This window comes from Ralstonia sp. RRA (assembly GCF_037023145.1).
Classification (GTDB): domain Bacteria; phylum Pseudomonadota; class Gammaproteobacteria; order Burkholderiales; family Burkholderiaceae; genus Ralstonia.
Genome location: NZ_CP146091.1, coordinates 650,131 through 667,435 on the forward strand (window position 1 = coordinate 650,131; position 17,305 = coordinate 667,435).

Below are 17,305 nucleotides of genomic sequence, written 5' to 3' on the forward strand. Positions count from 1 at the left end.
GGAGTTGAACCCATGAGAAAGAAGTTTGGAAGAAGCGCTTCTGATCGAGCGCAGGCGCCGATTAACGAAGCGAAGTGCAAGGCGCCAGCCGGCACCATTCGTCCAGTGGTCGACGCCCAACGTTGCGAAGGCAAGGCGGCGTGTGTCGCGGTATGTCCTTACAACGTATTTGAGATCGGCCGCTTGGCGGACGATGTCTTCAGCGCGATGCCGCTGCGCGTGAAGTTCAAGCTGTGGGCCCATGGCAAGAAGACGGCATACACGCCTAACGCCGACGCCTGCAGGGCGTGTGGCTTGTGTGTGAGCGCTTGTCCGGAGAAAGCCATCAAGTTGGTGCGGCACGAGCATGACCGTGCGGGTATGGCCGGCTCGTTAAGCAGTGCAACATAGTTCGGAGTTCATCGTGTCAGTACAGTTTTCCCCAATTTTGACAACCAGCAGACGAGGCGATCGCAAATCCTTCCAGGTTGACAGCCTCGATCTGACGCCGCTCGGCAACCGGGCATCGCCCGTCTTTGTGCTTGACGATTTCCGTGTACGCGGTCAGCCATTTGCACCGCATCCGCACGCCGGCTTCTCTGCCGTTACCTATGTCTTTCAGGACTCGGCAGGCCGCTTGCGTAGCCGCGATTCGCTGGGAAACGACATTGTTGTCGGGCCCGGAGGCATCGTCTGGTCTGAAGCAGGCCGCGGCATGATGCATGAGGAACTGCCGGCTGAACTCAGTCTCGAGCTGCACGGTCTGCAATTCTTCGTCAACCTGCATGCATCCAACAAGCTCAAGACGCCAGCCGTGCACAGCCTGGACGGCCCTGACGTGCCTGAGTGGACCAATGGCAGTGGAGATCGTGTACGCGTGGTCGTTGGGACGTTCGAAGACGTTTCGTCTCCGTTGGCGCCGGTCGAGCCTTTTACGTTGCTCGACGTCGAACTGAAGCGCGACATCGCGTTTTCTTTGGCGAGCGCTCACAACGCTTTCCTGTATGTCTTCTCAGGCGAGGTCCTGATTCGCTCTGACCGGCGCGAGCAGCGGGTCGCCCACGGGCATGGTCTGGCGCTTGCCGGTGACGGTTCAACGCTGACATTCCACGCATGGCGGCCAAGCCAGTTCCTGCTGCTATCGGGTGCGGATATTCAAGAGCCGACTGTCGTCAACGGTCCCTTTGTCATGAACACCACCGAGCAAGTCCGTGACGCCATTGAGCGCTATCGGCGTGGTGAGATGGGCGAACTCGCGCCCTACGAAAGCGCTTGAACACACCTGAGCCCGCTTTCCTACATCAACTTGCTCCCTTGTCTCTAGCCATTTAAAGGAAGTCATCATGAAAGACGTATCGAAACCTACCGCCACATTTGCCCTTGTTGGGCGCATCCTGCTTGCGCTGCTCTTTCTGGGGAGTGGCTTTAACAAGCTTGCGACGCCGGCGGCCACGCAAGGCTATATCGCTTCGGTTGGAGTAGCGATGCCGCTCGCTGCCTACCTGGTGGCCGTCGTGGTTGAAGTGGGCGGCGGTTTGATGCTGCTGGCTGGGTATCGCGCACGCATTGCGGCCCTGTTTCTAGCTGCATTTACGGCCGCAGCAGCAGCGCTGTTCCATAGCAACATGGCCGATCCCAACCAGATGATCCATGCGATGAAAAATCTCGCGATCATCGGTGGGTTGCTGCAGGTAGTCGCATTCGGCGCCGGCGCACTGAGCATTGATCAGCGCCGAGCAAAGGCAGTGCAACGGGCCTCCGTCGCGTAATCGGCATTTGCGAATGCGAAAGCTGGCCTTCTAAACATGAGGCGCATCCCGGTGTCTAGCTTGCCGCCGGGACGTCTCTGCTAGAAGGGCTACGCAACCTGCGTCGCAACGACGGGTAGCCCGCGATTACCGCCCCATGCTTGGAGCCGACTCACCATGTCCGCTGTTATCGATCGCCTGCCGATGCGGGTAATGATTCCCCTGTTTTGCGTCGTCGCTATTGATGCAATCGGCATGGGGGTCATCCTTCCGTTACTGCCGTTCTACTCGCAGCATTTCGGTGCGAGTCCGTTCGCCATCGGCGCGCTCGTGGCAGTGTTCTCGCTCGGCCAGATCATTGCGGCGCCAACGCTTGGCAAGCTCTCAGATCGTCTGGGGCGGAAAATCGTGCTGGTGGGTAGTCAACTCGGCACCTTTGCTAGCCTGGTGCTTCTCGCCAGTGCGGGCAACCTGCTGGTTGTCTTCCTCGCGCGCATCGTCGACGGTGTCACATCCGGCAATCTCTCCGTCGCCAGCGCCTATGCAATCGATCACAGCACGCCAAAGAATCGCCGCCAAGCAATCGGGATGATCAGTGCAGGTGTGGGCGTGGGGATGATGGTCGGTCCCTCGCTCGCTGCTGGCCTGTCCCATATATCAATGACCGCCCCGATCTGGGGGGCTGCGCTGCTGTCGGCGTTGAGCTTGGTCGTGAATCTGATTTTCTTGCCGAACGCTGAAAAGCACCGCACGGGCGATGCGAGGCCTAAGACCTTATCGCTGCGACAGACCCTTCGGATGCCGGGAACCCTACCGGTGCTGATTGTCCTGGGGCTCTTCTATGTTGGCTTTGCGATGTACGTTTCGCAGTTTGCGCTGTTTCTGCAGGCGCACTACGCCTGGAATGGTCATGCCTTCGGGCCGCGAGAAGTCGGCTATATCTTTACGGCGTCGGGGTTCGTCAACATCATCGTTCAGGCGGCTGGGATGAAAAAGCTCGAGCGTCTCTTCCCAGATAGCGTGCTCTGCGCGTTCAGTTTGCTGCTGTTCTGCGCAGGCCTAGGAGTCCTGAGCATATTTCCGGGGCTGGCAGCGCTTGCCGTGGGGTTACTGCTGGCGAGCGTCGGCACGGCAATGAGCAGGCCAAGTCTGATGGCAGCCTTGTCTATGACTTCGTCGCCGCAACAACAGGGGGCGCTCATGGGATTGAGCAGCGCCTTAATGGCAATCTCTAACATCGTTGGACCATTGGCTGCCGGTACCCTGATACAGCATGGCCTTTACCTTGGCTGGTCCGTGGCCATCGCGTGCCTCATGGCCGCAGGCGGTATCACTGTTTTTGTGCTGGCTCGTAGCAAGAAATGGCCAAGCCATCGCCATCTAGCCGAGGCACAAGAGCCACTGCAACGCAGCCCCGCCTGAGGGCCCGAGGACGGCGTTCTCAGCGTGAATCCCGCTTGGAACGGTAGAGGGGCCAAGCTGGAGAACTTCGTTCGATCGTCTTGAACAGACCAACAGATGCGCTGTGCAATTCTTCCGAGCAGAAGTGGCATGGTGCCAGCCGGGGTCATGTCCTCGCCTGTGTGTCGGAGTCGTCTCCGAGCGTTGCCACCAACGCATCCAGGAACGCTCTGGTCCTGGCGGGCATAAGCCGCCGCCCAGGAAAGACGGCCCAGATTTTCCCCGCCGGCATGTGCCATTCCGGCAGTAGCTGCGTAAGCAACCCTTGCTGCACCGCTTCGCGAGCGTAGTACTCCGGCACGCTGACGACACCGAAGTCCGCCTGAGCCATACGCATCAGCACGGCGGGGGAGTTTGCAATGCTGTATTGCTGCGGCGTTCCGCTCCAGCGCTCTTTGTCCGGGTCTTGGCCGCGCTCGAGCGTCCACCCGCGTGGATCACCGGTTCGCGTTTGCAACAGCAAGCCGTGTAGGCGGAGCAGGTCGTCCGGGACTTCGGGCTTACCCGCGCGACGTAGATAGTCCGGCGATGCATAGAGGCCAACGTTAAGTTCGGCCAACTTGCGCGCACTGAGATCGCTATCCTCCAGCGACTCTCCCACGCGGACCGCCAAATCGTAATTCTCGCCAATCAGGTCCACTCGTCGGGACGACAAGTCCATCTCGAGCACGATTGCTGGATGCTCGCGCACGAAATTGGCCAGCATCTCAGGTAGCGCGCTTGCAGCCAAATCGGCAAGCAGCGAGACACGCAACCGCCCACTAGGCTTGGCCTGCCGGTGTTGCGCCAAAGCAAGTGCACCATCCACTTCAGTCGCCACCGCGCGAGCGTGCTCAAGCACATGTACGCCGAAATCGGTGATCGTCAGCTTGCGCGAGCTACGGTTGACGAGCCGCTCCCCCAGTCGCTTCTCCAAGGCCGCAATACGCCGCGACACAGTGGATTTGGGCAGTCGCAAGCGGTCAGCTGCGCGGCTGAAGCTGCCGACTTCAGCGACGCGAGCAAACAGCAGGAGGTCGTTTGCGTCGAGGTCGATCATAGAGAGAAGTTCTCAATTCTTCGTTCCATCTGAGCAACGAAGATGTGCAATTTTCGATCTACCGTTGCTGTATTGCAGTTTATAGACTCCAAAACGTGAATGTCAACGCGCTATTGGAGCCGCCATGAATATCCTGCAAATCAACTCGAGTGCCCGTCCGTACGCCAACGGAGAGGGTTCGCAATCCACCCGTCTTGCCACTGAGCTTGTGCGAGGCCTTGAAGAGGCCAGCCCCGGAGCGGTGGTGGTAGTTCGCGATCTAGGCCAGACCCCGCCTCCTCTGGTGGACGGCGCGGCACTGCAGGCGCTGCACACGCCGGCCGAACATCGCTCACCAGAGCAGCGTGATCGCGTCGCTGCAGACGATGCGTTGATTGCGGAAGTGCTCGCGGCCGATGTCATCGTACTCGGCGTGCCGATGTACAACTTCAGCATTCCTGCCCAACTGAAGGCATGGATCGATGCCATCTGCCGTGCCGGCGTGACCTTCAGCTACGGCGCGCAGGGCCCCGTGGGGCTGCTTCGGAACAAGACCGTGTACGCGGTTCTCTCGCGCGGTGGCGTGCATCGAGATCAGCCTACCGACGTGATTGCGCCCTATCTGAAAGTCACGCTTGGTTTCCTCGGCATGACGGACGTGCGCTTCGTTTATGCAGAAGGTCTTGCGATGGGCCCGGACATGGCCACGCGTTCAATTGCCGATGCGCAGGCACAGATCCAGAACTACGTTGAAGACTTTGCGGCGGTATGAATCTGCGGTTGGTGCTGCGGAGGCCGATGCCGGCGAGCAAATGTATCGCGATCCATTGATGAGCGTGATGACAGCCTTGCGTTTCCGTTTTGGTCAACTGGCCGAGATTAAGCGGGTGTCGCTCCGATGCGGTTCTTGAAGGCTGTCGTCTTCATTGGCGCTTCGCTCCGTGTCCTCCATTTCATTACGAGCCCTAACCAAAAATGATCGGAACACAACCCTACGCCGAGCCTAAGTTTCGTGAGATTCAAGGTCGCAAGATGGCCTATCTCGACGAAGGCCGCGGCTCCGCCATTGTCTTTCAGCACGGACAGCCTACGTCTTCGTATGTGTGGCGCAATGTCATGCCTCATCTTGAAGGGCTCGGGCGGCTCGTTGCTGCCGACCTGATCGGGATGGGCGCTTCGCAGAAAGTTGAACCAGCCGACCCCAGCAACTACAGCTACGCGCAGCACAGAGAACATCTGTTCGCTCTCTGGGATGCGCTTGACCTAGGCGACGACATCATCCTAGTGCTGGACGACTGGGGTGCCACCCTCGGCTTTGACTGGGCCAACCGCAATCGCGACCGCGTCAAGGGGATTGTCCATATGGAAGCCGTTGCGGTGCCCATGAGTTGGGCCGATATTCCGGAGCCCGGACAACCCCTTTTCAGGGCACTGCGCTCGGCTGCTGGTGAGGAGCTTGTCCTCCAGCAGAACCTGTTCATTGAGCAGCGTTTGCCGGCCGCCATCATGCGTCCCCTGACAGAAGACGAGATGACCGTCTATCGGCGCCCGTTCCTGCACGCAGGGGAGGATCGCCGGCCTACCTTGTCCTGGCCGCGCAGCTTGCCGCTGGATGCCGACCTCACGGATGTGCACCGAGCAATGGCGGGCTACGGCCCATGGATTGCCAGCGATGCAGTGCCCAAGCTGCTGATCAATGGTGACCCAGGCGCCATCATGACCGGCCGCATCCGCGACGAAGTTCGCGGCTGGAAGAACCAGACCGAAGTCACCGTCAAGGGCCGCAAGATTTTGCAAGAAGACAGCCCGGACGAAATCGGCGCGGCAATCGCCGCGTTCGTCAAACGTGTTCGCTCTGACAACAGGATCTGAACGCACCCATTCAGAGACGCGAGGAGTTCTGCAATGAAGGTTTCCAAATTAGCCTACGTGGGGGCGCACGCATCTGACATGGATTCGTGGCGCAAGTACGGACCCGAGGTCCTCGGGATGGAGCTCGGCCGCGAGAGTTCCGACAACTTGATTTATCTGCGTGCCGACGAGCGCCATCACCGGCTAAGCATTCATCCAGGGGAATCGGATGATATTGCGTACATCGGCTGGGAAGTGGCGAACCACGAGGCGCTGGAGGTGGTGGCCGCCAATCTTGACCGAGCCGGCGTCAAAGTCTTGCCAGGTACGCCGTCAGAGCTAGCGGAGCGGCGTGTGCTTGAACTCGCGCATTTCACCTGTCCTCACACCGGTGTGCGCATGGAGCTGACCGTCGGGAACGAGGTGGTCTTTAATCCGCGCTTTATGCCGACGCGGGCCCTGACCGGCTTCAAGACAGCCGACCTCGGGCTTGGTCACGTCGTGTTGTATGTCACCTCGGATATCAAAGCCGTGGCAGATTTCTATGTGCGCACACTAGGTTTTGGGATTTCCGATTGGGTGGTGAGCCCAGAGGGCGTGCCGTTGGCCGTGTTCCTCCATTGCAACGCACGACATCATTCCATGGCGCTGATCTTCTATCCTCCGGCGCCCCGGAAGATTCAACATGTTTTCTTCGAAACCAATTCGCTCGACGACATCGGAACCACGTACGACCTGTGCCAGCAGCGCGAGATTGCTGCCACCGGCATCGGTCGCCACCCCAATGATCAGTCGGTATCCTTCTACTTCCGCAACCCGTCCCGCTGGTTCATTGAATACGGTTGGGATCTTCGGACCGTTGATCCGCAAAACCTGACGGTGGAGAGCTACGTCTTGCGTCCGGGGATGTCATGGGGGCACGCTGGGCTGCGGAACTTGGAAGACGGCGCCCGACCGCGTGAGGCGATTGTCCAGTCTGCGGTGTCAAACTGAGTTTGCGGCGGTGTGCGGCCAGCCCATATGGGTTGGAGTTGCTGCACTGAACGTTCTTTGGCTCCTTCACGATGAGCTGATACAGCAGGAGGTCGCTACCCGGGGGAGCGTCAGATTGAACAGAAGTGATCTGGGTGACGGAGAGATCACCGGGCGGCTATAGGCGGCATGGTGTGAGGTTGTGTCCCGCTACGCTGGTTGTTCCGTGTCTATTCGGTAGGGCTCGCGTTCGCGGGCCTTTTTTTTGGGGTAACCCGGTATGGTTTGTGGGTCAAGAGCGTCGTGCCAAGCGGACGCCCGGCCAGGGTAGTGATCATCTGATGCATCGTAAGCAATTGATTTATAAGGGATTATTGTTCAAAAGCCGACGCGGCTGCCTCGAGCAGTTCCAAATTGAGTGACCAAAGTTCCAGATTGAGTGAATCTCGACAATAATCTCGACAGCAAGTTTCCATTCTTGAAATCGTAATACCCCGTCCCTATAATTAGCACTCGCCGGGCAGGAGTGCTAACAACGCCTCCGACCCCCGATGCTTTCCCGATGCGCCGCGTCTTGCGGCGCGTTTTGTGAATAAACACTCACTTTGCATTGAGGAGTTGTGTATGAACCTGCGTCCTTTGCACGACCGCGTGATCGTGAAGCGCCTGGACAACGAAACCAAGACCGCTTCGGGCATCGTCATCCCTGACGCCGCCGCTGAAAAGCCGGATCAAGGCGAAGTGCTGGCCGTCGGCCCGGGCAAGAAAGACGACAAGGGCAATGCGATCGCGCTGGACGTCAAGGTCGGCGACCGCGTGCTGTTCGGCAAGTACGCCGGCCAGGGCGTCAAGGTGGATGGTCAGGAAGTCCTGGTCATGCGCGAAGAAGACATCATGGCTGTGGTGCAAAAGTAAGCACGCGCTCGTTCATAACGTTCGCAACGCTTACCAGTAACCCAATCCTCATTGCCGGCGCAGCTTAAGGGCGCGCGGGCAACATCCAAAGATCTCGGAGATTCTCAAGATGGCAGCTAAAGACGTAGTGTTCGGCGACGCCGCACGTGCCAAGATGGTCGAAGGCGTGAACATTCTCGCCAACGCAGTGAAGGTGACCCTGGGCCCGAAGGGCCGCAACGTGGTGCTGGAGCGCAGCTTCGGTGGCCCGACCGTGACCAAGGACGGTGTGTCGGTCGCCAAGGAAATCGAGCTGAAGGACAAGCTGCAGAACATGGGCGCGCAAATGGTCAAGGAAGTGGCTTCCAAGACCAGCGACAACGCCGGTGACGGCACCACCACCGCAACGGTGCTGGCCCAGTCGATCGTGCGCGAAGGCATGAAGTACGTTGCCGCCGGCATGAACCCGATGGACCTGAAGCGCGGCATCGACAAGGCTGTGACGGCCGCTGTTGAAGAGCTGAAGAAGATCAGCAAGCCGACCACCACCAGCAAGGAAATCGCTCAAGTTGGCGCCATCTCGGCCAACAGCGACGAATCCATCGGCCAGCGCATCGCTGAAGCCATGGACAAGGTCGGCAAGGAAGGCGTGATCACGGTGGAAGACGGCAAGTCGCTGGCCGACGAGCTGGACGTCGTGGAAGGCATGCAGTTCGACCGCGGCTACCTGTCGCCGTACTTCATCAACAACCCGGAAAAGCAAGTTGTCCAGCTGGACAACCCGTTCGTGCTGCTGTTCGACAAGAAGATCAGCAACATCCGCGACCTGCTGCCGGTGCTGGAGCAAGTGGCCAAGGCTGGCCGTCCGCTGCTGATCATCGCTGAAGACGTCGAAGGCGAAGCCCTGGCAACGCTGGTGGTCAACAACATCCGCGGCATCCTGAAGACGGCTGCTGTGAAGGCGCCGGGCTTCGGCGACCGCCGCAAGGCCATGCTGGAAGACATCGCCATCCTGACGGGCGGCCAGGTCATTGCTGAAGAAGTCGGCCTGACGCTGGAAAAGGCAACCCTGAACGACCTGGGCCAAGCCAAGCGCGTTGAAATCGGCAAGGAAAACACCACGATCATCGATGGCGCAGGCGATGCCCACAACATCGAAGCGCGCGTGAAGCAAGTGCGTGCCCAGATCGAAGAAGCGACCTCGGACTACGACCGTGAAAAGCTGCAAGAGCGCGTGGCCAAGCTGGCCGGCGGTGTTGCCGTGATCAAGGTTGGCGCTGCCACCGAAGTCGAAATGAAGGAAAAGAAGGCCCGCGTGGAAGACGCACTGCACGCAACGCGCGCTGCCGTGGAAGAAGGCATCGTGGCTGGCGGTGGTGTTGCACTGCTGCGTGCCCGTGCACTGATCTCCGGCCTGAAGGGTGCCAACGCTGACCAAGACGCCGGTATCAAGATCGTGCTGCGCGCCATGGAAGAGCCGCTGCGCCAGATCGTCACCAACGCTGGCGACGAGGCTTCGGTTGTGGTGTCGAAGGTGATCGAAGGAAGCGGCAACTACGGCTACAACGCCGCCACCGGCGAGTACGGTGACCTGGTGGAAATGGGCGTGCTGGACCCGACCAAGGTGACCCGCACCGCGCTGCAAAACGCCGCTTCGGTCGCTTCGCTGATGCTGACGACGGATTGCGCCGTTGCAGAACTGCCGAAGGACGATGCAGCGCCGGCAATGCCGGGCGGCATGGGTGGCATGGGCGGCATGGACGGCATGATGTAATTTGCCCGTCTGGCAACCTGGCCCGGCCGCCGGTTCCTCCGGAGGCTGTTCCAAACAAAACCCCCGCGGGTGCGAGCCCGCGGGGGTTTTTGTTATATGCACGCACGTTCTCCCGCTGATTTGTTAACGCGCCGTTAACGCTGCATTGCGGCGGGCTTCGCTACAATCGGCCCACCCGCGAGCCTCCGTTTCTGAGCGGGCACGACAACAACACAGGGAAGGGAAAACAGATGAACGACATCGCACGCGAGCCCGTCCTGGGCGGCGCCCCCGCTCCAGCTGCCCCGCAACCCTTGCGGATGCGCTTTATCGGCAGCGGCTCGGAATACTTCCGTATCTGGATCGTCAACCTGCTGCTGACCATCGTCACGCTGGGTATCTACTCGGCCTGGGCGAAGGTGCGCACGATGCAGTATTTCTACCGCAACACGCAGTTGGCCGGATCGAGCTTCGACTATCACGGCAGCCCGACCGCCATTCTCAAGGGCCGCGCGATCATCTTCGTGCTGGCGCTGGCGTTCAACCTGCTGAGCCATTCATCGCCGGCGCTGTCGCTGGTGTTCCTGGCACTGCTGGCCGCGGCGTTTCCATGGCTGCTGGTACGCTCGTTGCGCTTCCGCATGGCCAACTCCAGCTACCGTGGCCTGCGCTTCGCCTTCACGGGCAAGGACGCAGAAGGCTACATGGTGTTTCTGGTCTGGCCGATCCTGAGTGTCTTTACCGCGTACCTGCTGGCGCCGTTGGCGCATCAGCGCTTCAAGCGTTATCAGCATCGCAACACGCGCTTTGGCACCACGCCGTTCGATTTCTCGGGCACGCCGGGCAACTTCTATGGCGTGTACCTGCGCACGTTTGGGTTGGCACTGCTGGCTGTCGTTGCAGCGGGTGCATTGATTCTTCTGACCGGTGTTTCGTTCGGCAAGGGTGCTAACAACGCTAGCGCGGCCATCGGCATCGCCATTGCGGTGGTGCTGATGTACTTGGCGATGCTGTTCCTTGCGCCGTACTTCATGTCGCGTCTGCAGAACGTCGTGTGGAACCACACCACGCTCGGCCCGCATCGCTTCCAGAGCCAAGTGGCGGCTGGCAATCTGTTCTGGATCTACGTGTCGAACGCGGTGCTGATTGCCATCACCATCGGCCTGTTCACGCCGTTTGCTCGCGTGCGTACGCTGCGCTACAAGATCGACTCGGTGACGCTGTTTGCATCCGGCTCGCTCGACACGTTCGTGGCGGGCGAGACCACCAAGGTGGGCGCCCTGGGCGACGCCGCGGTGGATTGGTATGACATCGACATTGCGCTGTAAGCACGCCGGAAGGTTACGCCCATGATTCTCGCCACCTACTTCGACGGCCGGACTTCGCGCGCGCAGCCCGTGCGTCTTGCCGTCGAGGCGGGCGAGGCGGTGCTGTTCGACACCGACGGCACGCTGTTGCGCCGTGCCGCACTGCCGACGCTGCGCGTGTCAGAGCGCGTCAAGCATGCGCCGCGCCTGATCACGTTCGACGACGGCGCCTTCTGCGAGATTGCCGACCCGGCGGAGCAGGCGGCGCTCAACGCGCTGCTCCAGCGCACTGGCCACCAGGAGGGTCTGGTGGTGCGCGCGCAGAACAGCTGGAAGCTGGCGCTCGGCGCGTTGATCGTGACGGTACTGGTGCTGGTGATTGGGTATCGCTATGGCCTGCCGTGGGGCGCCAAAGTGGTGGCAAACATGGTGCCGCAGCGCGTGGAGCTGCAGCTCGGGCGCGGTACGCTGCGCGCGCTGGACGAGCGTTGGCTCAAGCCCAGCAAGCTGCCGGAGGCCCAGCAGGCGCGCATTCGTGCACGCTTTGCGGCTCTGCGTGCACCGCAGGCCACGCACACCTACAACATTGTCTTTCGGGATGCGGGCTCCTTGGGCGCCAACGCATTCGCGCTGCCCGGCGGCGACATCATCGTGACCGATGCGCTGGTCAAGCTGGTGGGCGAGGGCGATGGTCTGACAGGTGTGCTGGCGCACGAGGCCGGGCACGTCGAGTATCGACACGGGCTGCGCCAGTTGATTCAGTCCTCCGCCATTGGGGCGACGGCAGCGCTGCTCTTTGGCGATGTGTCGACCATCCTGTCAGGCGTGCCGGCCGCGATGCTCACGCTGCGCTATTCGCGTGACTACGAGCGCGATGCAGACCACTACGCTGCACGGCTGCTGCAGGACAACGGCTTGTCTGTCGGTGCATTTGCGGATGTGCTGCAAGCGCTGGAGGACACGCACGGCGGCACGCGCAAGGCTGACGATGCGAAGAAGTCCGACACCGCCAGCGATGACGACGCCTCGGCGTTCTTCTCGTCACACCCGCTTACGCGCGAGCGTATCGATACGCTGCGCCGTTTCGATCGCACCCACGGCGGCAGCGACGCTGACTGACTCCCCTTGCCTGCCGGGGGGGCCGTTCCTGGACGCAGCCCCGCTTACCGGTACGCCGACTCGGCGATAGATGGGACGGTCCGTCATCCATTTGACGGATTTCTCTCTCCCTTCGGGGCGACAAGAATGGTTTCAGAGAATAAAGGGGCAGGTGCGCCGCAAGTGGGCGTTCCTGAGTGATCGCACGGTGGGGCCAGCCGACGCCGCAAAGAGCTGTCGCATCAGTCGCTTCACCACGTTGCGCGACGTCGTGACGTTCCGTGCGAATCCGTCGGGTAGGCCGCACGCCTGCCTACGGTTTGAATGCAATGCGGGGGAGAGACCATGCGGCAAGCGGAGCAAGGCGCCAGGACCGCATGCGTTGGCGCTGTCCAGGAAGCGGCGGCGCGTCTGATTCCCAATCGCCTCACACTCGTCCGGCTGTTCCGGTTCGGCATCTCGGGGGTGACGGCCACCTGCGTGCACGTGGCCATTGCCACTGCATTGGTGGTCGGGTTCTCTGCATCGCCTGTGTTGGCCAACGGTATCGCGTTTGTCTGTGCGACCGTGTTTTCCTACCTCATGAACGCGCTGTGGAGCTTTTCCGCGCGGCCGGGCCGCGACAACTTTCTGCGCTTTCTTTGTGTGGCGATGTTCGGGCTCATGCTCACGCTCACCATCTCGTGGGCGGCCCAGCGGCTAGGGGGAAACTATTGGGTCGGGCTTGCCTGGATTTTGTTGATCGTGCCGCCGATCACGTTCGTGCTGCATCGGGCGTGGACGTTTAAGTAACGCGTTGGCGCGCCGGTGGTCATGCGGGGGAGGGGGCCATGGCTACACTGAACTTGGTGATTCCATGCTTCAACGAGGAAGACGTGTTGCCAGAGACGGCAAAGCGGGTACTCGCGATGCTGGACAGGTTGGCCGGCGACGGACTCATCGATCGTCAAAGCGAAGTCACGTTCATTGATGATGGTTCGCATGATCGGACTTGGGCGCTGATCGAAGCCTTCCATTTGGCGGATTCGCGCATTCGGGGCATCAAGCTCTCTCGCAACCATGGGCATCAGAACGCGTTGCTGGCAGGCCTGCTAACGGTGCCCGGGGACATCCTGATCAGTCTGGATGCAGATTTGCAGGATGATCTCGAGGCGATTCCTCGCATGATCGAAGCGCATCGCAATGGTGCGGACATCGTATTCGGTGTGCGATGCTGCCGAAGTTGCGATACGTTCTTCAAGCGTTTCACAGCACAAACCTACTATCGGCTGCTCCGGCAGTTTGGCGTGAAAGTGCTGCAGGATCATGCCGACTACCGGCTGATGAGCCGGCGCGCGTTGGAGGCATTGCGGGATTTCCGCGAGATCAATCTGTTCCTTCGCGGGATCATTCCGTTGCTCGGTTTTCGTACGGCCGTCGTTGAATACGAACGCCATGCCCGCTTCGCCGGCCAGAGCAAGTACCCCTTGACCAAGATGATGGCGCTCGCGCTCGATGGGATCGCGTCGTTCTCCTCCAAGCCGCTGCAGTGGAGCGCCTACGTGGGCGCAGGGCTGTCTCTGTTTTCTCTCGCCATTGGGGTGTGGGCGCTCTGTGCCCGACTGTTTACCAATATGACGGTGCCAGGATGGGCTTCGACCGTGGTGCCGATGTACTTTCTGGGCGGCCTGCAAATGCTGTTCCTCGGTGTCATCGGCGGCTATGTGGCGAAGATCTATTCCGAGACCAAACAGCGGCCACGATTCATTGTCGAAGAGAAGCTGTAGTCGGTCCTGTGCGCAGCACGCACGCTTGAGTCGCGTCGTGGAGGGGATATGCAAGCAATCACGGCGAAGCGCCAGGGGGAGGAGCGCGACATTGCGTCATCCGAGCGGGTGCTGCGCGCGCTTTTCGTGCTGGTCGTGGCGCTGGGCGGCACGATCTTCTGGCTTGCACCGCATCCGCCGATGGTCGATCTTCCGCAGCACGCGGCGCAGGTCGCCACGCTGCACGATGTGCTGCTGGGCGCGTCGCCGTGGGCGTCTTTGCTGCGCATCAATCTGTTCACGCCCTACCTGACCGGCTACGGCCTGGCACTGGCTCTGTCATTTGTGATGCCGGTGACCGTGGCGATCAAGGTCTTGCTGACACTGGTCTACTACGGCTTTGTTTCGGCTTGCATCCAACTGCGCAAGCAATTTGCCGGGGATGCGCGGATCGACTGGCTGTTTGTTCCCAGCTTCTTCGGTTTCGCCTACGACTTTGGACTCTTCACGTTTCTGGTCGCCGCGCCGCTCGCGCTGTTGTTCGTGCTGCTGGCGCGACAGTATGCTGAGCTGCCTTCCATCAGAAGAGGGATCGTCCTGGTGATCGCAGATGTCGCCCTGTTCTTCTCGCATGGGCTGCTATTTCTGTTCGCCAGTGCGATTGGGGTGGCATTCATCGTCTTCAGGCGTCGAACGCTGGCCCGAACGTCGCTCCTGCTCATGCCATATGCGCTGCCTGGCATGCTGTGCGCAATCTATGTTCTGGTCCAGGCGCACGCCAATTTTTCCTCCAGCTATCTGCCGATTGGTGTGCGGTGGTTATGGGGGGCGCGTTGGTTCCTGTTCTTTTCCGCACCATGGGGATTCTCGGCGAATGCCTTGGTTTTCATGCCAGCCGGCATGCTTATGATGGTTGCCCCTTGGCTGATGGGGTTGCGAATTCGGCGTGAACCTGCCTCGCTGGCGCCGTTTGCGTTGACCGTGGCGGTCTGGCTCTGCGTGCCGTCCTACGCAGCCAATACCGGGCTTCTGTGCGAGCGGTTCGCGCTCTTCATCCTGCCGTTCTATGCGCTGATGTTTGCGTCTGCGGACTGCGCGAATGCCACACGCTCAGACAGCGCGAGGCGCGCAGTGCTCTACCAGACCGTGCTCGCGCTGGCCTGCGTACTCTTCCTTGGCAGCAAGGCGAATCGCACTCTGGAATTTGCAGCAGAAAGCGCGGACTTCGATCGGATCATGGCAACGGTGGAGCCCGCGCAGCGCGCGCTCGCCATCAACGCAGATAGCGGGAGCCCGGCATCGGGCGTGCCGAACCAGTACGATCATCACGCCCTGTGGTACCAAGCCGAACATCGCGGGTTTGTGGACTTCAATTTCGCCTGGTACCCGCCGCAGATCCTGCGATACCGCCTCGACCAGTTACCCGCCGTCGGTCCTTCCGATATCGTCGAGCAACGAATGTTCTACGAGACATTCAATTGGGAACGAAGCCGCGCGCGGGCTTATCGTTACTTCTTTGTCCGTCATACGGCGCCAATCCGGCCCGACCTGTTCAAGAATGGCGAGTGTCAGGTTGCCCTGTTGGCGACGGCAGGAAATTGGTCGGTTTTTGAGAACCGGACTTGTAGGTAAGCCACAAGAGCGACGTTGTGATGGCCGTGGCTTGGTGACGGCGCGGCAGAGTACGTGAGGGGAAACCATGGACAAGTCGGAGTTCGACCGATTTGCTGATGAATATCTTCAGCTGCACGCCAAGAATATTGCGGCCTCGGGAGAGAGCCCGGACTTTTTTGCGGAGTACAAAGTCCGCGATATCGCAGCGGAACTGAAGGCTAGGCGCAGGGTGCCCGAGCGCGTGTTGGATTTCGGCTCGGGCGTTGGCAACTCCATTCCGTGGATGAGGAAGTATCTGCCCGCGGCGCAGATGACTTGCGTTGACGTGTCCGAGCGTTCGTTGCGGGTGGCGGCCAACCGGTTTCCCGGCAGCGCGCGCTTCGTACACGTTGATGGACAGACGCTGCCGTTCAACACTGCGGAGTTTGATCTCGCCTATGCCATGTGTGTGTTCCACCATATTGATCATGCGGAACATGTTCGGCTGCTGCGCGAGCTCGCACGTGTGCTGACTCCAATCGGCACGCTTGCCATCTTCGAACACAATCCGTACAACCCGCTCACGGTTCAGGCAGTCAACACGTGTGAGTTCGACGTCAATGCCAAGTTGATTGCTGCTCGCCAAATGAAAGCCGCCTGCGTGGCAGCCGGGTTCACGCAGGTGGACGTGCGATATCGGATCTTCTTTCCACGGGCGCTTGCGGGGCTGCGCCGACTCGAGAAATACATGACGGGGTTTCCGCTTGGGGCGCAGTATTCGATCTTCGCTCGAAAAGGCTGAGCACCGTATGGGTAGACCAGCCAGTTGCGCTCGCTTGGCGCAACCGGCCATCACCCCGGCTGTGAAGCGGTGCTCGACGGCAATGGTCGGGAAGCTGCGCTGCGCCACGTCGCCTTGGTCATCCATCGCAGTACAAATGCGGTGACTCCCCATAGCACGATGCCGCCCAGGACATCGACGAAGTAATGTCCACCGACGGTTGGCGTCGAGCAGATCATGATCACGTTGAGTGGCACGGAGATGGCCAATGCAAGCCGAGACCAGCGGGTGGCCTGGATATAGAACAGCGCTGTCGCGGTATGAAACGACGGCATTGAAACCAACCCCTGCATGGTGTTGATGGTAAAAGCCCTGAGTGTGCCGTCGCGAACCGGGAAGAAGTGCGAGAACGATGCCAGGTCAGCTTGGCTGATCTCTCCGCCGCTTGCATGGTAGTGAAATGCGCCTGCCGCCGGAAAAGGCGCAGCAATGAGAAAAAGCAGCAGCAACGCGATCAGCAGGTTGGACAGCAGTTCGCGCAGCATCGGTATGGGACCAGCCAGGCTGATCAGTATGGCAATCAGCACCAACTGGCCCTGGCCGCTCATATAGGCCCAGCGCAGCACCTCGTCGACCTGCGGATGCGCTTTCACCCACCGATACCAGGCCATCCAATCCAGGCCGAGCGCGGTATCCATGGCGGCGAGTTTGGTATCGACAAGGGGCGGGGCAAGCGAGACGACCAGATAGGACAGGACGCTGATCCCCGTGGAAAACAGGATCAGCCACGCCAGCGCTTGAATCAGAATGGCCAGCTCACCGGCACGGCATCGCTTTGCCAGCTTCCTGTACTGGGGGCCGCGTTTTGCGATCGGGCCGTGGAGCATGAGCGCAAGCCCTGCCATCACGCAGCCCAGCTGAGCGACGACCGCAAGACATTGCTGCACATCCTCCACCGCGATGCTGCGACCGGTTACAGCCAGCCACACCGCATCCAGCACAACGATGAGCCAGGCGATGATCCATCGTGCGGTGTCCCCCTTGGTCCAGAGGGCAGGCTCCGCTGCAGGCATTTCGTCGTGGGCGGTTGCGGCAAGCATCATGT

General features: G+C 60.5%; 17 protein-coding genes. 15 read left to right on the forward strand and 2 right to left on the reverse strand.

Annotated elements, in window-relative coordinates; all coding sequences use genetic code 11:
• Window positions 1-12: 12 nt before the first annotated feature.
• From V6657_RS03165 to V6657_RS03180, 4 genes are all read left to right on the forward strand, one after another.
• A complete protein-coding gene (locus V6657_RS03165) occupies window positions 13-390 on the forward strand; it encodes a ferredoxin family protein (protein ID WP_048935177.1) in 378 nt (125 codons plus the stop codon).
• Between the two features lie 13 nt (window positions 391-403).
• Complete coding sequence (locus V6657_RS03170; protein ID WP_182585155.1) at window positions 404-1,255, forward strand: pirin-like C-terminal cupin domain-containing protein; 852 nt, start codon at window positions 404-406, stop codon at window positions 1,253-1,255.
• A 67-nt stretch (window positions 1,256-1,322) separates the two neighbouring features.
• Complete coding sequence (locus tag V6657_RS03175) at window positions 1,323-1,748, forward strand: DoxX family protein (protein ID WP_048935175.1); 426 nt, start codon at window positions 1,323-1,325, stop codon at window positions 1,746-1,748.
• A 156-nt stretch (window positions 1,749-1,904) separates the two neighbouring features.
• A complete protein-coding gene (locus tag V6657_RS03180) occupies window positions 1,905-3,149 on the forward strand; it encodes an MFS transporter (RefSeq protein ID WP_048935174.1) in 1,245 nt (414 codons plus the stop codon).
• A 145-nt stretch (window positions 3,150-3,294) separates the two neighbouring features.
• On the opposite strand, the gene V6657_RS03185 is transcribed toward V6657_RS03180, so the two are convergent.
• Window positions 3,295-4,227, reverse strand: coding sequence for a LysR family transcriptional regulator (locus V6657_RS03185; RefSeq protein ID WP_048935173.1), 933 nt, complete (start codon window positions 4,225-4,227; stop codon window positions 3,295-3,297).
• Window positions 4,228-4,351: 124 nt separating this feature from the next.
• On the opposite strand from V6657_RS03185, the gene V6657_RS03190 reads away from it, so the two are divergent.
• The 11 genes from V6657_RS03190 (at window position 4,352) to V6657_RS03240 (ending at window position 16,221) form a co-directional block, all read left to right on the forward strand.
• Window positions 4,352-4,978: an NAD(P)H-dependent oxidoreductase gene (locus V6657_RS03190; RefSeq protein WP_048935172.1), complete on the forward strand. Its 627-nt coding sequence runs from the start codon at window positions 4,352-4,354 to the stop codon at window positions 4,976-4,978.
• 203 nt (window positions 4,979-5,181) lie between these two features.
• Entirely contained in the window at window positions 5,182-6,078 is an 897-nt protein-coding gene (locus tag V6657_RS03195) for a haloalkane dehalogenase (RefSeq protein ID WP_048935171.1), read from the forward strand.
• A 33-nt stretch (window positions 6,079-6,111) separates the two neighbouring features.
• Entirely contained in the window at window positions 6,112-7,050 is a 939-nt protein-coding gene (locus V6657_RS03200) for a VOC family protein (RefSeq protein ID WP_082170275.1), read from the forward strand.
• 603 nt (window positions 7,051-7,653) lie between these two features.
• Window positions 7,654-7,944: a co-chaperone GroES gene (groES, locus tag V6657_RS03205; RefSeq protein WP_009238929.1), complete on the forward strand. Its 291-nt coding sequence runs from the start codon at window positions 7,654-7,656 to the stop codon at window positions 7,942-7,944.
• A gap of 109 nt (window positions 7,945-8,053) precedes the next feature.
• The gene (gene groL, locus V6657_RS03210) at window positions 8,054-9,697 is read left to right on the forward strand and encodes a chaperonin GroEL (protein WP_021196717.1); all 1,644 of its coding nucleotides are present in this window, start codon (window positions 8,054-8,056) and stop codon (window positions 9,695-9,697) included.
• A 230-nt stretch (window positions 9,698-9,927) separates the two neighbouring features.
• Window positions 9,928-11,004 (forward strand): YjgN family protein, encoded by a 1,077-nt coding sequence (locus V6657_RS03215; RefSeq protein ID WP_048935170.1) that lies wholly within the window; start codon window positions 9,928-9,930, stop codon window positions 11,002-11,004.
• A gap of 21 nt (window positions 11,005-11,025) precedes the next feature.
• Window positions 11,026-12,102: a M48 family metallopeptidase gene (locus V6657_RS03220; RefSeq protein ID WP_048935169.1), complete on the forward strand. Its 1,077-nt coding sequence runs from the start codon at window positions 11,026-11,028 to the stop codon at window positions 12,100-12,102.
• A gap of 324 nt (window positions 12,103-12,426) precedes the next feature.
• The gene (locus V6657_RS03225; RefSeq protein WP_048935168.1) at window positions 12,427-12,873 is read left to right on the forward strand and encodes a GtrA family protein; all 447 of its coding nucleotides are present in this window, start codon (window positions 12,427-12,429) and stop codon (window positions 12,871-12,873) included.
• A gap of 38 nt (window positions 12,874-12,911) precedes the next feature.
• Entirely contained in the window at window positions 12,912-13,847 is a 936-nt protein-coding gene (locus tag V6657_RS03230; protein WP_048935167.1) for a glycosyltransferase family 2 protein, read from the forward strand.
• Window positions 13,848-13,895: 48 nt separating this feature from the next.
• Window positions 13,896-15,458: a hypothetical protein gene (locus V6657_RS03235; RefSeq protein WP_048935166.1), complete on the forward strand. Its 1,563-nt coding sequence runs from the start codon at window positions 13,896-13,898 to the stop codon at window positions 15,456-15,458.
• Window positions 15,459-15,525: 67 nt separating this feature from the next.
• Window positions 15,526-16,221 (forward strand): class I SAM-dependent methyltransferase, encoded by a 696-nt coding sequence (locus V6657_RS03240; RefSeq protein ID WP_048935165.1) that lies wholly within the window; start codon window positions 15,526-15,528, stop codon window positions 16,219-16,221.
• A 50-nt stretch (window positions 16,222-16,271) separates the two neighbouring features.
• Here V6657_RS03240 and V6657_RS03245 read toward each other — a convergent pair whose 3' ends face one another.
• Window positions 16,272-17,303 carry a phosphatase PAP2 family protein gene (locus V6657_RS03245; protein ID WP_048935164.1) on the reverse strand — a complete coding sequence of 344 codons (1,032 nt, stop codon included), beginning with the start codon at window positions 17,301-17,303 and terminating at the stop codon, window positions 16,272-16,274.
• Between the last annotated feature and the right edge of the window lie 2 nt (window positions 17,304-17,305).

Excerpts from the sequence above, each read along its gene's own strand:
- V6657_RS03165 (WP_048935177.1), top strand. The coding sequence starts at position 13 with ATGAGAAAGAAGTTTGGAAGAAGCGCTTCTGATCGAGCGCAGGCGCCG.
- V6657_RS03175 (WP_048935175.1), top strand. The coding sequence starts at position 1,323 with ATGAAAGACGTATCGAAACCTACCGCCACATTTGCCCTTGTTGGGCGC.
- V6657_RS03180 (WP_048935174.1), top strand. The coding sequence starts at position 1,905 with ATGTCCGCTGTTATCGATCGCCTGCCGATGCGGGTAATGATTCCCCTG.
- V6657_RS03185 (WP_048935173.1), bottom strand. The coding sequence starts at position 4,227 with ATGATCGACCTCGACGCAAACGACCTCCTGCTGTTTGCTCGCGTCGCT.
- V6657_RS03190 (WP_048935172.1), top strand. The coding sequence starts at position 4,352 with ATGAATATCCTGCAAATCAACTCGAGTGCCCGTCCGTACGCCAACGGA.
- V6657_RS03195 (WP_048935171.1), top strand. The coding sequence starts at position 5,182 with ATGATCGGAACACAACCCTACGCCGAGCCTAAGTTTCGTGAGATTCAA.
- V6657_RS03200 (WP_082170275.1), top strand. The coding sequence starts at position 6,112 with ATGAAGGTTTCCAAATTAGCCTACGTGGGGGCGCACGCATCTGACATG.
- groES (WP_009238929.1), top strand. The coding sequence starts at position 7,654 with ATGAACCTGCGTCCTTTGCACGACCGCGTGATCGTGAAGCGCCTGGAC.
- groL (WP_021196717.1), top strand. The coding sequence starts at position 8,054 with ATGGCAGCTAAAGACGTAGTGTTCGGCGACGCCGCACGTGCCAAGATG.
- V6657_RS03215 (WP_048935170.1), top strand. The coding sequence starts at position 9,928 with ATGAACGACATCGCACGCGAGCCCGTCCTGGGCGGCGCCCCCGCTCCA.
- V6657_RS03220 (WP_048935169.1), top strand. The coding sequence starts at position 11,026 with ATGATTCTCGCCACCTACTTCGACGGCCGGACTTCGCGCGCGCAGCCC.
- V6657_RS03225 (WP_048935168.1), top strand. The coding sequence starts at position 12,427 with ATGCGGCAAGCGGAGCAAGGCGCCAGGACCGCATGCGTTGGCGCTGTC.
- V6657_RS03230 (WP_048935167.1), top strand. The coding sequence starts at position 12,912 with ATGGCTACACTGAACTTGGTGATTCCATGCTTCAACGAGGAAGACGTG.
- V6657_RS03235 (WP_048935166.1), top strand. The coding sequence starts at position 13,896 with ATGCAAGCAATCACGGCGAAGCGCCAGGGGGAGGAGCGCGACATTGCG.
- V6657_RS03240 (WP_048935165.1), top strand. The coding sequence starts at position 15,526 with ATGGACAAGTCGGAGTTCGACCGATTTGCTGATGAATATCTTCAGCTG.
- V6657_RS03245 (WP_048935164.1), bottom strand. The coding sequence starts at position 17,303 with ATGATGCTTGCCGCAACCGCCCACGACGAAATGCCTGCAGCGGAGCCT.